The organism is Nostoc sp. (assembly GCF_036917615.1).
In the GTDB taxonomy this organism is placed as follows: Bacteria; Cyanobacteriota; Cyanobacteriia; order Cyanobacteriales; family Nostocaceae; genus Nostoc.
Genome location: NZ_JBALCZ010000019.1, coordinates 90037 through 103677, shown reverse-complemented (window position 1 = coordinate 103677; position 13641 = coordinate 90037). Strand labels below are relative to the sequence as shown.

Here is a 13641-nt window from a genome sequence, read left to right as displayed (position 1 = left end):
CTATCTATCGGCATAGCAAAACACAGTAGCTAATTTATTCTTTGCATATCTATGTACATAAATAATAGATAAATTTTTTTATTTTGCTCCTTGATAAGATACTTAAACGAACTTAAAGGATTGTCGCATTCTAAATCATTATAATTCCTCAAGGTTCTAAAGGGATTCTTTGGAGCCATAATTGTTTTAGCTGTCGCTATCGATCAGGAGTTTAAATACCAGTAAGACACTGGGGAGGCTAGTTGCTAGAAATGAGAAACGTCGCCTCTGGGAAAAATGCACTCGTCCGCAATTCCCGTGTCCGTGAGGGTAAATCCCGTTGTTTTATTTAATGGCGTTGAAATAACCAGAGTTGCTTATATGAGTCTTCTTAGAGGATATGACTTCAGGCGAAAAGACCATCAACAGTTGGCAGATGGAAATGCCGGAGGGTTCCACAGGAAGAATGACCCCCAAAGCCCTATGTTAATGCTAGATTACCCGCTTTATGACTTTCAGGCAACCGTACCTAGCTGCCCTCAAACAAGTTCTCTGGCAGTGGTGTTGGAGATTTTTGAGCAAGAGCAGTGCGATCGCTTGGTAGTAGTGAATCAACAGCAATGCCCCATAGGATTGCTGTATTCTGCCCGTTTAATCCAAAAATTATTAGCATATAGTGACGATAAAAATCTAAATTTACACCAATCACTTTCTAGCTGGGGTCAAGGTCTAATTGAGCCAATACAGACAATATCAGCTTATGAGCGTATAGAGGAATTAAGCTTGCGCTTGTGTTATCCACAAGCCGAAAAACACTCCTCCTTAGATTGGGTGTTGATTGACTCTGATGGTCAATATTTGGGGCTGTTGGATAGTTCACGCCTGTTACGACTGTTGGCTAAGGAACGCATGGCTGGGTTACAAAGTTCAGGCATCCAGAGGTCGTCTGATAAGCATCGCCATGAGTATGATGCTAGTGTGCAGACGCCAAATGAACCCAAATCATTGGGACACCAGCCACTGGTACACTTGCTGGAAAGACTGCCTTGGCCTTTGATGTTGCAAACAGGTACTGGCGAGGTGGTAGCACGAAATCCCGCCTGGTGGCAGCAATTAGGAACCTTGAAAGATCCAGAAGGAGTTAGGCAACAGGTGGAGGCAATACTTGTCCCTAACCGCTCCGAAAAACCAGAATATGCCAGCCAACGAGCAATCAAGGTTCATCCCAATGGTAGGGAGAATGAGCATGGTGGTGAAGAAGAACTGACTCACCAAGAAGCATCTGGTGATGCTGTATACAGTCGGTGCTATTTGGATAGTCAGGTGGGTACTTGTACCTGCGTTGTCGAAGTACAAAATGGTCAGGAGCAAATCTGGCAGTTTGCCAAAATTCCATTAGATAGTCCTGAGTTTAAAGTCATGAGTGCTGAAGAGGAGGTTGTACTCAGCAATGATTTGTGGTTAGTTTTAGCTACTGACGTGACTGAGCAGCAACAGCTTTGCAAAGAACTGGCAGCAAAGAATGCCGATTTAATTCAACTAAATCGGTTGAAAGATGAATTTTTAGCTTGTATTAGTCATGAACTCAAAACTCCCCTAACTGCCGTTTTGGGATTATCGCGCTTGCTCGTGGATCAGCAGTTGGGAGAACTCAATGAGCGTCAAGCCCGTTATGCGGGACTGATTCATCAAAGCGGACGCCACCTGATGAGTGTGGTTAATGACATTTTAGATTTGACCCGCATGGAAACGGGACAAATGGATTTGACGCTGACGCTAGTAAAAATTAGTGCTGTGTGCGATCGCGCCCTATCGGAAGCCAAAGCTATCCACACTCAAACCACCAAAGCGACAGCGGCTTCCCCAACTCCAAATGCCCGTTTATCTGCTCCCGAATTCTGCCTTTCCATTGAACTAGGCTTAGACCAGATAGTGGCAGATGAATTGCGCTTGCGCCAGATGCTAGTACACCTACTTTCCAACGCCTTTAAATTCACCGAAATATCTGGTGAAATTGGGCTGCGGGTGAGTCGTTGGGAAGGATGGATTGCTTTTACAATTTGGGACACAGGCATTGGCATTCCTGAACACCAGCAACACTTAATCTTTCAAAAATTTCAACAACTAGAAAATCCTCTCACCCGCCAATTTGAAGGCACTGGTCTGGGGCTAGTATTAACTCGCGCCTTGGCTCGCCTCCACGGAGGAGATGTCAGCTTCTTATCTCGTGAAGGAAAAGGTAGCCAGTTTACACTACTTCTGCCGCCCAGTCCCCCGAAAACAGGCTTTTCTGAACCAGATATGGGAATCAGAGAAGACGAAGAAACACGATACCAACAGACACGGGAAATCCCCGCAGTAGCTCGTCAGCATGTTATTATCCCCACACAGCATCATCCCGCGAGTTCGCAACGGTTGGTCTTGGTAGTCGAGGCAGTAGCCCGATATATTGAAGACTTGACCGAACAACTCAAAGGTTTAGGATATCGGGTAGTGATTGCGCGATCGGGGACAGAAGCAGTCGAAAAAGCTCGGCGCTTGCAACCAATAGCGATATTTTTGAATCCGTTGCTACCTTTGCTATCAGGTTGGGATGTGCTGACTTTACTGAAATCTGACAGCGCAACCCGTCATATATCTGTAATTGTGACCGCGACGGGAGCGGAAAAGGAGCAAGCATTTGCTAACCGAGCCGATGGTTTCTTAAGCTTGCCAGTAGAGCATCAGGTCTTAGCACCAGTTCTAGAAAAATTATGTACTGCACAAGCAATTTTGCAGTTAGGGTTAGACAACAGCGCAATTATCCCAACTAAGACCCCACTGCGAATTCTCAGGTTGGTGAATCCCAAGTTGGAATCGGTCAATCCCCACCCCTCACTTCGAGAACACCGGGTGATTGAAGTAGATGACCTAGATCAGGCAGAACTTTTGGCGCGGGTATGGCAGTTTGATGTAATTTTGCTAGATGTCGAAAGTACCACTGCCCAAATTTATCTGCAACAACTAATTGGGCATCCACGTTTGGCGGCTATACCACTGGTTACTTGCGATGTTGCAACCACCCTAATAGCTTCTAAAATACCAGGGTTATCTGTATTTCCTTACTTAACACAATTTGCTAAAGACAAGAGCACTCGCACCGATAAAACAGATGCCTTACTATCAGTACTGCAAATTGCTTCTGGTATTTGCTGCCCTGCCAACATCTTGGTAGTGGATTTGACAATGCTGCGTGATTTTCCACAGGGAAGACGCAAGCAAGTTAAGGGTTATCAGACTGAAAAAAATTGCTCAATTAGTAGTGAAACTGCTAAACGGGGGTCTGAGTGGTTCCAAGCTTTAATTCAGTACCTACAAACAGCAGGCTTCAAAGCGGCGATCAGTCCCTGTTGGGCAGAAGTGTTACAACAAATTCGTCACCAAAGCGTTGACTTACTGCTAATTTGTTTAGGAGAATCCGCTATCCACAAAGACGTGCTAAAAGCACTGAAAACATTGGGAGATTCACCTGACAAGTTACCACCAATTTTGGTACTCAATCAGCGATTAAATCGCCCTGAAACGAGTTTCCAGTCTGGGGTAGCTTATAAAGAAATTGACAAGCAAAAAAAGAATGGTTTGGAATCTATAGAAACTGTTGTTGGTGCGATCGCTACCCAAATATTACCGCGATCGATATCAATGGAAGACCTCTTAAACCAGATCAATCAAGCTTTAGCTGTCAACGGTTACAATGACAAATATTAATGGAAAATGGGGAGTGGGGAGTAAGAATTTTAGATTTTGGATTTTGGATTTTAGATTGAAACAGGACTTACGCACTGAAAACCTGAAACCTAGATCCCCCCTAACCCCCCTTAAAAAGGGGGGAACCCTGAAAGCCCCCTTTTTGACGGGGTTGGGGGATCTCTTGTACGTAAGTCCTATGAAATTTAATCCAAAAGACGCTCGCAGACTTGCTCTAAGCGAACGCGAACAGCGTCTCCCCTTCTCCCAAAGGGAGAGGCTAACAGCCTGCCGTAGGATGCCCGAAGGGCTGTAGGGAGAAGAAGAGGCTTTACGCTACGCTATCGTCAATCCAAAATCCAAAATTGAATTGCTCAATACCTCATGCCCAATACTCCATTCCCAATTATGATATGTCTATCTTTTTCTTTTTCTTAAAAGGAACTCGAACCAAGTTATAAGCACCCTTGGTCGATAAACTCTTGTAATCATCTGGCTGTAAGTCCATTTGTAAAAACTTTTTCTGTTCAGCCAACAGCAGCACTGAGGGAGGTTTTAGTCCTTTGGCAGCCTGGTTTTTAATATGCTCTACAGCCTCTTGGGGAAATCCTAAATAATTTATGTGAATGTGGCTGTAAAAGACTACACTAGGCTTTTTGAAGCCAAGCATGATCAATTCTTCATCTGGTTGTTTTGCTTCTAGGATGATCGCAGACAACTCCCTTAAGGGTAATTGACGTTCTTGATCAATGAAAAACGAAGCAGGTGATAAGACAAAAATTAAAAACGCCACAAATCCGAGCAAGTTAATACTGATAATGTAGTTCCAGCGGCGACTCAGTAAGAAACCCGCAACCAAAACAGCACAAACCAGCCAAATTACGCAGGCTATTACTGGTAAACCAGATTGTTGAATTAGTTCGTGGAAGTTACTTATAGCTGGATCACTACCTAATATGTGGGTTATGTTAAACAGTGCTGTTGCCAAAAATGATAAAAACACTACATTCACCCAACCACTCCAGAGGAGTAAGGGAGGGAGAGGCGGTGAACTAGTGTTGCCGTGTCCCCATGTTCCCATGTCCTCTTGATTTTCCGTATCCTTGCCTTCCCCTGTCTCCGTGTTTGGTAAAAGGTCGCTCCACAACAACGCTACCAGGATTGCCGCTGCTGGCATTAAAGGCAAGACGTAACTAGGGAGTTTGGTAACAGCAATGGTGAAAAAGCCAAAGATGCTAGCAAACCAGAACCAGGCGAATAAACCAAACTGCTGAAAACGTTCTTGGGATCGCCAGTGCGATCGCTGCCAAAACTTTAGTCTTACTATAGAAACTGGTAAATAGACTGAGTATGGTGCAAAACCCAGCAGTACCACTAAAAAATAAAAATACCAAGGTGCTGAGTGACCATTAACTACTTCTGTAAAGCGTTCCAGGTTATGATAACCAAAAAAGGAGTTAATGTAATTCCAGCCATTGCGCCAAATCACTAAAGCATACCAGGGCACTGATAAACCGATAATTATCAATATACCCACGAGAAGGCGCATTTCCCGCAACACCTCTCGAACCTTTCCCACGTAAAGCAAAAAGGCGCCAACAATTAGCCCTGGCAAGACAATTCCCACTGGGCCTTTAGTCAAAATTGCACCAGCAATCAGCACATAAAAAGCTAAGTACCACTTATTGGGGAATAGGGCATTGGGTATCGGGAATTGAGGAGCTAGCGCCGTGGGCGGGTTTCCCGACTTGAGGCGACTGGCGTCATTGGTTATTAATTCTGCTCCCCCTGCTCCCCCTGCTCCCTGCTCCCTGCTGCTTTCCTTCCCTGCGTACCCTAGAAAGAAACATAACAAAGCTGATGCCATACATCCGGTGAGCAGCATATCAGAGACACCTGTTCTCGCCCAAACAATAGTTTCGGGATTGAGTGCCATCAGCGCTGCTACTATAAAAGATGTCAAGTAGCGGCGAGTAGGACGTGAAATTTGCTCTAATTCGTCTTGTTTAGCCAAATACCAATGTACGGTGTAAAAAGCTAAACAAATTAAGCCTAAGGCTGCGATCGCTGAAGGAAGGCGTACTGCCCACTCATTCACCCCAATAATTGCATAAGCGATCGCCTGACACCAGTAAATTAAAGCAGGTTTATCGAAACGAGTGTCACCATTGAAAAATGGGGTTATCCAATCACCTGTGACTAACATCTGGCGGGAAGCTTCGGCAAACAGTGGCTCTGTCTCATCAACCAAGCCAGTGTTGCCTAAATTCCACCCAAAAGTTACCCAGCCAATCACTATCAACCACAAAATCGACACAGTTACACCAAGGGCTGGATTCTTTTCTATTTTGTTGAACCACTGATCAACAGGGCGCTTAACACTCAATTTCATTCTCATTAGTCAATAGTCAACAATCACTAATCAATAGTCGTTGGTTATCTATCTTTTGTTCTTCGGAGTTTTAAATTCAACAATTTTCCTCTAGTCAGTACTCTACACTTTTTCCCGTTCAGTAATGGCTGTTGCTCCAAGTCGCCAGAGAAACTTCTCCAAGACACTAGTACCGCAAGGCGAAATTCAAAATTCTTGCATTCCTCTTGAAAAGTTTGGATGCCTGCGGCGGGCTGCGCAAACAAGTCCGCGTTCGCGCAGCGTCTCGTAGAGAGCGTCGGAAACCTCCGCTCAGACTTTCCGCAAAATTCAAACAGATATACAGCGTAAGCGTTTCGTTGATTTGGAATGGGTGGTTTATTTACGCCGTGCTGTACTAGTACACTGTGGCGAAAGTTTGCCTAGCTTTAACCAGTTGATTCAGCCTTTTGTCTGGCTGATGGTAGCTAAATTTACGCGCCCACTGTACTAGTTCTTCCGTACTACTAAATCTGGACTATGGACTCAGCACTAGTTGCCATTCTCTGTTTTGGGAATTCCATTTAGGTAATTGAGTTTCGCCGACAACGTAGGGGCCCCAGTAACGACGGGAACCATCTTCTGCAAAAGCAACTAAAATATCTCCCTTCTCCAGCTTTAAATTATTCTGAGGTAGGGATAGAATTAGCCCTTTATCATTACCTTCTTGGGGAGCAAAATCCCAATGTGCCGGTACATCATAGTTAGTCTGTTTAGTACCAGAGCCTTTTGCTACCGACTGTCGCGCCAGTAGGGCCAGCCGCACAGGCTGATTTGTTTGATTGCTCATTCGCAAAGTCCCTTGATCCTTGACAATGCTTGCTGATTTATCACGATCTGCCAAGACAGGATGAGTATTCTCTTTACTGCTATGTTCTACTTGATTGGTTGGGGTTGCTTCTGGAGTAGATAGGCTAGCGGAAATACCTTTTTCAGGTGAAACGGGTGTAGACGAAGTTGTTTGCAACTGGGTAGTTTCAGTTGGCAGTTGTGAAGATGTATCTGGGTTTGTGGACTCAAAGGATACGCTCACTCCAAAGCATCCCACCAGAGCAACAAGCAGTCCCAAGCAACAAGCTGTAACACCGACGTTACGATACACTGAAGATTTCATATTGATAGTTATTAGAAATAAATATTTTGTCTAGGCTTGACCAAATAGTAGCCTATTATCACAAAAGGCAATCAGAGAAAGTAGCTTTATATATACTTCCCTGAAATTAAGTACATCAATATATTATAAGTATCATTTTTAGTAGAAAATGTTTCAGGGAAATTACTTACTTTATGTTTGATAAACAAGGCGTACAGACACCCATTCTTTTCTGTCTTGCCCGTAGGCTTGGATAAAAATAAGAAAATTATATACCGAGCCAGCCAATTCATTTTTATAAAAAAAGGAAAATTTCGTGAAACCGCTAACGGCCTCAACAAGGCGTCCTTTGCCAAACCCTTAAATAAATCTAAGATGTATATTTAATCTGGTGTTAGAGTAAGCACCCTTCTAAGGGCTTGTACTTACCTAAAGATAATAGGATGTGCAAATTTGAATTAACACTGGAAATCCAGTATATATCTACAATATTAACAAACAAGCTGAGGCTAAAACCAATATCCTCTTTAAATATAGAGATATTTCAAGATATCTTAACTTTTTAAGAGAAGTCTATCTAATGCAAAATACTCGTCTCAATAACTTGTTGGATGCCATTGCTACACGCTTAGGGCAATGGTTTTTAAATCCTTGGCGGCGACTATCGTTGTTAATAATTAGTTTTTTGTTCGGTTTTTTTCTGGGAAACGCAGTTTCCACTACAGCCGGTCAACAGGGTATATTGGACATTGTGATAGCTGCTTTTTTAGTACTGTTAACGGAAATTACCAGCAGGATATTTTATAGTCGCAACTTTTTGTCAAGGCGATCGCTCTTGGTAGACTCACTAAATCTCCTCAAAGTTGGTTTCACCTACAGCCTGTTTCTCGAAGCCTTTAAGCTGGGATCGTAGTGAGATGGGGAATTTATGAATTTGTGGCTGGGTGAAATTTTGGCAACGGATGCGGTGGGGGAAACTTGGCAACAGCAAGCTAGAGTTGCTGCGCTGGCAGATAAGTTAAGGGCAAAAGCTTTTGGGATCACCCCGGAAAATGTCGATGAAGTGATCGAGAGGCGATCGCATTTACTAAAATCTGTCTTCCCAGCCTTTAGTCAATTCTGCCTAACTAGCCTCCAGATAGAACCCCAGAAAATGTTACAGGTATTGTGGGACTTGTGGCTTCCTTTGGGGATCAAACTAGCATCAGTGCGCCAACAGTTGGGACGCCCCCTGATTCAGGGAATATTGGGAGGACAAGGCACTGGTAAAACCACAATGTGCAAAATTCTCAGCTTGATTCTCAATCAGTTAGGATACCGGACTCTGAGTTTGTCTTTGGATGATTTGTATAAAACTTACAGCGATCGCTTGGTTTTAACACAGCAAGATCCCCGCTTGATTTGGCGAGGCCCACCAGGAACCCACGATATAGACTTAGGTTTAAATGTACTAGATCAAATCCGCCAGTTGCAAAGTCCAGTTATGGTTCCCCGCTTTGATAAATCTGCCTATGGCGGCGCTGGCGATCGCACGACTCTAGAAATGGTAACAGGTGTAGATATTGTACTATTTGAAGGTTGGTTTGTGGGTGTGCGACCAATTGAGCCAAATGTATTTGATACTGCACCGCCACCAATTCTCACAGATGAAGATAGAGCATTTGCCCGTGATATTAATCATCGCCTCCACGATTATTTACCACTGTGGGAGCGATTAGACAGCTTAATTTTGTTATATCCCACCGATTATCGCTATTCTTTGGAGTGGCGCAAACAGGCGGAACAGCAGATGATTGCTACGGGTAAATCGGGGATGATAAATGCAGAGATAGAGAAATTTGTCAATTATTTTTGGCGATCGCTTCACCCGGAATTATTCATCAAGCCGTTAGTAAAAGATGCAACAGTGGTTGATTTAGTAATTGAGATTCATGCTGATCATAGCTTTGGTGAAGTGTATTGCGATCGGGCTAATTCGTAATTCGTAATTTCAAGTTGTAGGTTGGGTTGAGGAACGAAACCCAACCGTATTGAGACATAAACCGCTCAGAACTAAAGTTCCGGGCTAATAGCTAAAGTCCGTTAAAATGGACTATAACCGTTACTAAGTCGTCTAAAGACGACTTTCGCTATTAGACTCAGAATTCATTCTGAGGCGGGCTTGTTGTCGTCACTTCTGCTCTGGCTATTGGCGTTAGTTCTCAAGCAAATCAGCTAAAAAGACTATAATTTGCTTAAAGCGTGATTTATCCTACTCCTTAGACCAAAAATGCCATCGTTAAAGCTTTTCTTTTCTTACTCTCACAAAGACAAAGCTCTACGGGATGAACTAGCTAAACACCTGAGTACTTTGAGACGGCAGGGTGTGATTTCAAGCTGGCACGATCACAAGATCCTACCTGGAGAGGAGTGGGATCATCAAATTAATGATAATTTAAACACCGCCGACATCATTCTGTTGCTCGTTAGTTCAGACTTTATTGCTTCTGATTATTGCTGGGATATCGAAGTTAACAAGGCAATAGAACGTCACAATGCTAAAGAGGCTCGGGTTATCCCGGTTATTCTGGGAAGCGTTGATTGGAGTGGGGCATTATTAGGCAAAACTTCAAGCTTTGCCTAATAATGCTGAACCTGTAGTGTCAAGGAGTTGGCACAATCCAGATGAAGCCTTCAAAGATGTAGCTAAAGGAATTCGGGCGGCTGCTGAGAAGCTAGTTGAGAACCTAAACAAGGAACGACTACGGGAACAAGAACAAGCAAAGCTATTGGGACAACAAATAGCCAAGAGCATAATAAAAGAAGAAACCGAAAGGCGGCAACAAAAACCGCAATCTTCTCAAACAACCACTGCAAAACCAACACAGGAGAATGATGGTCTTTCCTCTGAGAAAGGTGTAGACTATACAGGGTTGCGCGATTTACTTAAAGCAGAGAATTGGAAAGAAACTGATCAAGAAACTCTGGTTGTTATGCTCAAAGCCACTGACAAAGAACAACAAGGCTGGCTTGATGTTGAATCTATTTACAACTTTCCTTGCACTGACTTACGCACAATTGACCAACTGTGGGTAAAATACAGCAATGGGCACTTTGGATTTAGTGTGCAAAAGCGGATTTGGGAAAGCGTTGGAAAAGACTACGAAAAGTTTGGCGATCGCGTCGGATGGCGAAAAGGAATGTTTTTAGATTTAAACGACTGGCAATCTTACTCAGACATGACCTTCAACACCGATTCGCTCCAGGGACATTTGCCTGCTTTTGGGAGCTATCAATTTGAGGGCTTTGAGAAAACGTTTACGGGGGGGATACGGCTACAGTCGTTCGCGTCTTGTCTCGCGTGGAGACTTGGAAACTTTAACATATAAGGCTTACAGGAAATTGTGAAGATTTACAAACAAGTCATTTCACACGAAGTATTGCGGTTTCTACGTTTCCGTTACCTGGTACTGGGCATAAATTACCTTTTAAAGCTGACAAATTGCTTTTAAAACTTGTAGCAACTGACTTAAACGCTCTCTTTCCATTAAATTTAGTTCTGGTAACAGATAATAAATAGGGGGATTTCCTTGTTCAATATAGACAAGCTGATAACTTCTACCATTAGTTGTTAATCCCCAGACTGATTTTTGATTATCTAAATTTTTATAAGCATACGTGAGTAACTGAGGTAAACCTGTTGATATATCAATCTGACTATTTTTAGATTCAATTAACAGTATCCAGAAATATGTTTGAGGTTTTGTATGTTTAGCTTTACTAATAGCTAAAATATCAAATATTCCTTTAATTTTGATGTCTTCATCTTCAACTTCAATATCAGCAATATTCTCTTCCAAAACAATCTCAATAGGATAGCGATAAAAACCAGCTAATCTTAGTAAAGGCGCAACTGCAAGAAACTTTACTTGACCTTCAGAAACTTTGCCTGCTGTAAGATATCTATCAAAATCATGCTGAATTTGTTTAAGTTCCTGCTGTTCTGTTTCGGTGAGAAGCTCCAGAGATAAATAATTAGAAAATGAGTCATTGTACTGTTTTTGAAAGCCAAACAGACGATGAACTTCTTCTAAGGATAAATTACTAGCGTTGAGAATTGTCATATATTTTTGCTTGATTAAGGTGCAACCTAATCCAAATATCTATATAAAATCTATTTTACCCCCTATTTGACTGACCAAGTTTGTTAAGCTGCAACAAAAAAGATTTGTTAGTTAATCAAATATTAACCCTCAAGAAACTCCTCTTTAACTTCTTGACTCTGTGTTCTCTGTGCCTCTGTGGTTAAATAAAAAACTTTTGAACCGCAGAGACGCGGAGGGCGCAGAGAGAAAAAGAGATTTTAGAAGTCATCTTGAAAGTTTATTAGCCAAGCCTTCTTTTAACTTCCTCAGCCAAATCTACCAGTAGCACTTCTACTTGCTCACCTGTTTTCAAATCTTTGAGCGAAGACTTTTGCGATGCTGCTTCCTCAGAACCAATAATTACACAAAATTGAATTCCTTGCTTCTCAGCTAGCTGAAATTGTTTACCCAAGGGACGCTTATCAAAGTTAGTTATAACATTAATTCCAGCCTGACGCAGATATTGAGAAACTTTTAAGTAAGTTGGCATTAAATCATCTTGCATATTCACTACCATCACCTGGGCTGGTGTTGCAGCTAAAGTACTAAGAATACCAGCTTTTAATAAACGACTAATTAAGCGAGTTAAGCCAATAGAAATGCCTACACCAGGCATTTTTTCACCCAAAAATACCCCGACTAATTCTTCATATCTCCCGCCAGAACAAATACTACCTAATGCTTCATGTCCTAATAAAGTTGTTTCGTAAACTGTGCCAGTATAGTAATCAAGACCACGGGCAATGGATAAATCAATACAGAAACGATTTTCGGCAACTCCAAGATTACGCACGCCTGCAATTACCGTTTCTAATTCGCTAACTCCCAGGCTTAATTGCTCGGTTTCTGACAGATTTTCTGCGAGGTGCTTGAGCTTATCTAATACTTCATCAACAGAACCATTAATTTTAATAAATTCAATAATTTTTTGAGCTTGTTCTGCTAAAATACCCTCTTTCTCTAAATCTTGTTTTACTTTATTCTCACCAATTTTTTCTAGATTATCAACAATACCAATACAGGATTTAATCTTGTCTTCAGCAATTCCGACTGATTTAAAAAAACCAGTAAGAACTTTGCGATTATTGATGCGAATCAGAAAATCACCAATATTAATTGCTTCAAATATCTCAGTGATAATTGCAGGCATCTGAGCATCATAGAGCAAGCTGAGTTCACGACGAGCAACTACATCAATATCACACTGACGAAACTGACGAAAACGTCCATCTTTTGCTCTTTCTCCCCGAAAAACCACATCCATTTGGTAGCGGGCAAAGGGAAAGGTTAACTCATTCAGGTGACGGGCAATATAAGCCGCCAAAGGAACTGTTTGATCAAACTTTAAAGCTCTTGCTTCCGAACCAGTTTCGCCCGATTTCTCTTTCTCGGCTTGTCGATTTGGTGGCAAGATGGGATCAATGCCATAGATGATATTGTCGCCTTGATTACCTTTAGCTTGTAGCACTTCTAAACGTTCTACAGCAGGTGTTTCGATGGGCGTAAATCCATAGCTTTCAAAAACTCTACGGATCATATCTAGCAAATATAGTTCTAGACGCTTTTCACTAGGCAGAAATTCTGGAAAACCGCTAGGAGTCGAAAAGTTTATTTTGTCACCTTTTGCCATGCATGTACCTTACTAATCTGGTAGGGTGCATTATGGACGTTAGTCTTAATGCACCGAAAATCTAGGATGGTGCGTTAGCCTACGGCATAACACACCCTACAAAACTACAAAACTACTGGAGAATAAAAAAATGAGTGCTTATCTCTGAGGGGAAAAATTACTATCTTAGCCGTTCTTCTTGAATTAGGGTGCGTTGAAAGATTTGATTATTCTTAAACCAATGCCAAGTGCGGGCACGATTGTTATTGTCAGGACTAATGTATATCATTTCGTATATGGTCATTTCTGGGTTTGTCTTATAAGCAAACCACAAAATAACAACTGAATCATCTACTTCCCAAGCTTTTCCTTGAATGCGATCGGTGTCAAACCAGAGCTTATTATCTTTATAGCTTCCTGGAAATTCATACTCTTCTCGTTTACCATCAGACCAATTGTAGCGATTGATTTGGTAGTAGGGATGAGGGCCATTTTCTGGAAATTGACAAGTTAAGTGAGATTCATACTTGTCAAGGATTTTTCCTGTTGTATCAATTAATGTATAAGTTCCTACCCAGTCTCCTTCATGACGGGCAAGTACGGGCATTCCTTCTCGAATATTTGACATTGCAATTCACCTCTCAAAAAACGTAGGTAAGACGCACAACACAAGGTAAAAATAACAGTTTGAGCGGGTCAG

Annotated in this window: 10 protein-coding genes; 5 read left to right on the top strand and 5 right to left on the bottom strand. The window is 42.1% G+C overall.

Annotation, left to right across the window (positions count from 1 at the left end; genetic code table 11):
• Positions 1–462 precede the first annotated feature (462 nt).
• A complete protein-coding gene (locus V7K85_RS05975; RefSeq protein WP_334812036.1) occupies positions 463–3726 on the top strand; it encodes an ATP-binding protein in 3264 nt (1087 codons plus the stop codon).
• 385 nt (positions 3727–4111) lie between these two features.
• Here V7K85_RS05975 and V7K85_RS05970 read toward each other — a convergent pair whose 3' ends face one another.
• A complete protein-coding gene (locus V7K85_RS05970) occupies positions 4112–6103 on the bottom strand; it encodes an ArnT family glycosyltransferase (protein ID WP_334811763.1) in 1992 nt (663 codons plus the stop codon).
• A 490-nt stretch (positions 6104–6593) separates the two neighbouring features.
• The gene (locus tag V7K85_RS05965) at positions 6594–7229 is read right to left on the bottom strand and encodes a hypothetical protein (RefSeq protein WP_334811761.1); all 636 of its coding nucleotides are present in this window, start codon (positions 7227–7229) and stop codon (positions 6594–6596) included.
• Positions 7230–7788: 559 nt separating this feature from the next.
• Here V7K85_RS05965 and V7K85_RS05960 point away from each other — a divergent pair.
• From V7K85_RS05960 to V7K85_RS05945, 4 genes are all read left to right on the top strand, one after another.
• Positions 7789–8121: a DUF565 domain-containing protein gene (locus V7K85_RS05960; protein ID WP_334811758.1), complete on the top strand. Its 333-nt coding sequence runs from the start codon at positions 7789–7791 to the stop codon at positions 8119–8121.
• 15 nt (positions 8122–8136) lie between these two features.
• Positions 8137–9189, top strand: coding sequence for a glycerate kinase (locus V7K85_RS05955; protein WP_334811756.1), 1053 nt, complete (start codon positions 8137–8139; stop codon positions 9187–9189).
• 288 nt (positions 9190–9477) lie between these two features.
• A complete protein-coding gene (locus V7K85_RS05950) occupies positions 9478–9831 on the top strand; it encodes a toll/interleukin-1 receptor domain-containing protein (RefSeq protein ID WP_334811754.1) in 354 nt (117 codons plus the stop codon).
• Entirely contained in the window at positions 9824–10576 is a 753-nt protein-coding gene (locus V7K85_RS05945; RefSeq protein WP_334811752.1) for a GUN4 domain-containing protein, read from the top strand. Before V7K85_RS05950 ends, V7K85_RS05945 begins: the two co-directional genes overlap by 8 nt.
• A 99-nt stretch (positions 10577–10675) precedes the next feature.
• Here the strand turns inward: V7K85_RS05945 and V7K85_RS05940 are convergent, their stop codons facing one another.
• From V7K85_RS05940 to V7K85_RS05930, 3 genes are all read right to left on the bottom strand, one after another.
• The gene (locus tag V7K85_RS05940) at positions 10676–11311 is read right to left on the bottom strand and encodes a restriction endonuclease subunit R (RefSeq protein WP_334811749.1); all 636 of its coding nucleotides are present in this window, start codon (positions 11309–11311) and stop codon (positions 10676–10678) included.
• A gap of 262 nt (positions 11312–11573) precedes the next feature.
• The gene (gene hisS / locus V7K85_RS05935) at positions 11574–12962 is read right to left on the bottom strand and encodes a histidine--tRNA ligase (RefSeq protein WP_334811747.1); all 1389 of its coding nucleotides are present in this window, start codon (positions 12960–12962) and stop codon (positions 11574–11576) included.
• 160 nt (positions 12963–13122) lie between these two features.
• Positions 13123–13569: a DUF3598 family protein gene (locus V7K85_RS05930; protein WP_334811745.1), complete on the bottom strand. Its 447-nt coding sequence runs from the start codon at positions 13567–13569 to the stop codon at positions 13123–13125.
• Positions 13570–13641 lie beyond the last annotated feature (72 nt).

Excerpts from the sequence above, each read along its gene's own strand:
- V7K85_RS05975 (WP_334812036.1), top strand. The coding sequence starts at position 463 with ATGTTAATGCTAGATTACCCGCTTTATGACTTTCAGGCAACCGTACCT.
- V7K85_RS05970 (WP_334811763.1), bottom strand. The coding sequence starts at position 6,103 with ATGAGAATGAAATTGAGTGTTAAGCGCCCTGTTGATCAGTGGTTCAAC.
- V7K85_RS05965 (WP_334811761.1), bottom strand. The coding sequence starts at position 7,229 with ATGAAATCTTCAGTGTATCGTAACGTCGGTGTTACAGCTTGTTGCTTG.
- V7K85_RS05960 (WP_334811758.1), top strand. The coding sequence starts at position 7,789 with ATGCAAAATACTCGTCTCAATAACTTGTTGGATGCCATTGCTACACGC.
- V7K85_RS05955 (WP_334811756.1), top strand. The coding sequence starts at position 8,137 with ATGAATTTGTGGCTGGGTGAAATTTTGGCAACGGATGCGGTGGGGGAA.
- V7K85_RS05950 (WP_334811754.1), top strand. The coding sequence starts at position 9,478 with ATGCCATCGTTAAAGCTTTTCTTTTCTTACTCTCACAAAGACAAAGCT.
- V7K85_RS05940 (WP_334811749.1), bottom strand. The coding sequence starts at position 11,311 with ATGACAATTCTCAACGCTAGTAATTTATCCTTAGAAGAAGTTCATCGT.
- hisS (WP_334811747.1), bottom strand. The coding sequence starts at position 12,962 with ATGGCAAAAGGTGACAAAATAAACTTTTCGACTCCTAGCGGTTTTCCA.
- V7K85_RS05930 (WP_334811745.1), bottom strand. The coding sequence starts at position 13,569 with ATGTCAAATATTCGAGAAGGAATGCCCGTACTTGCCCGTCATGAAGGA.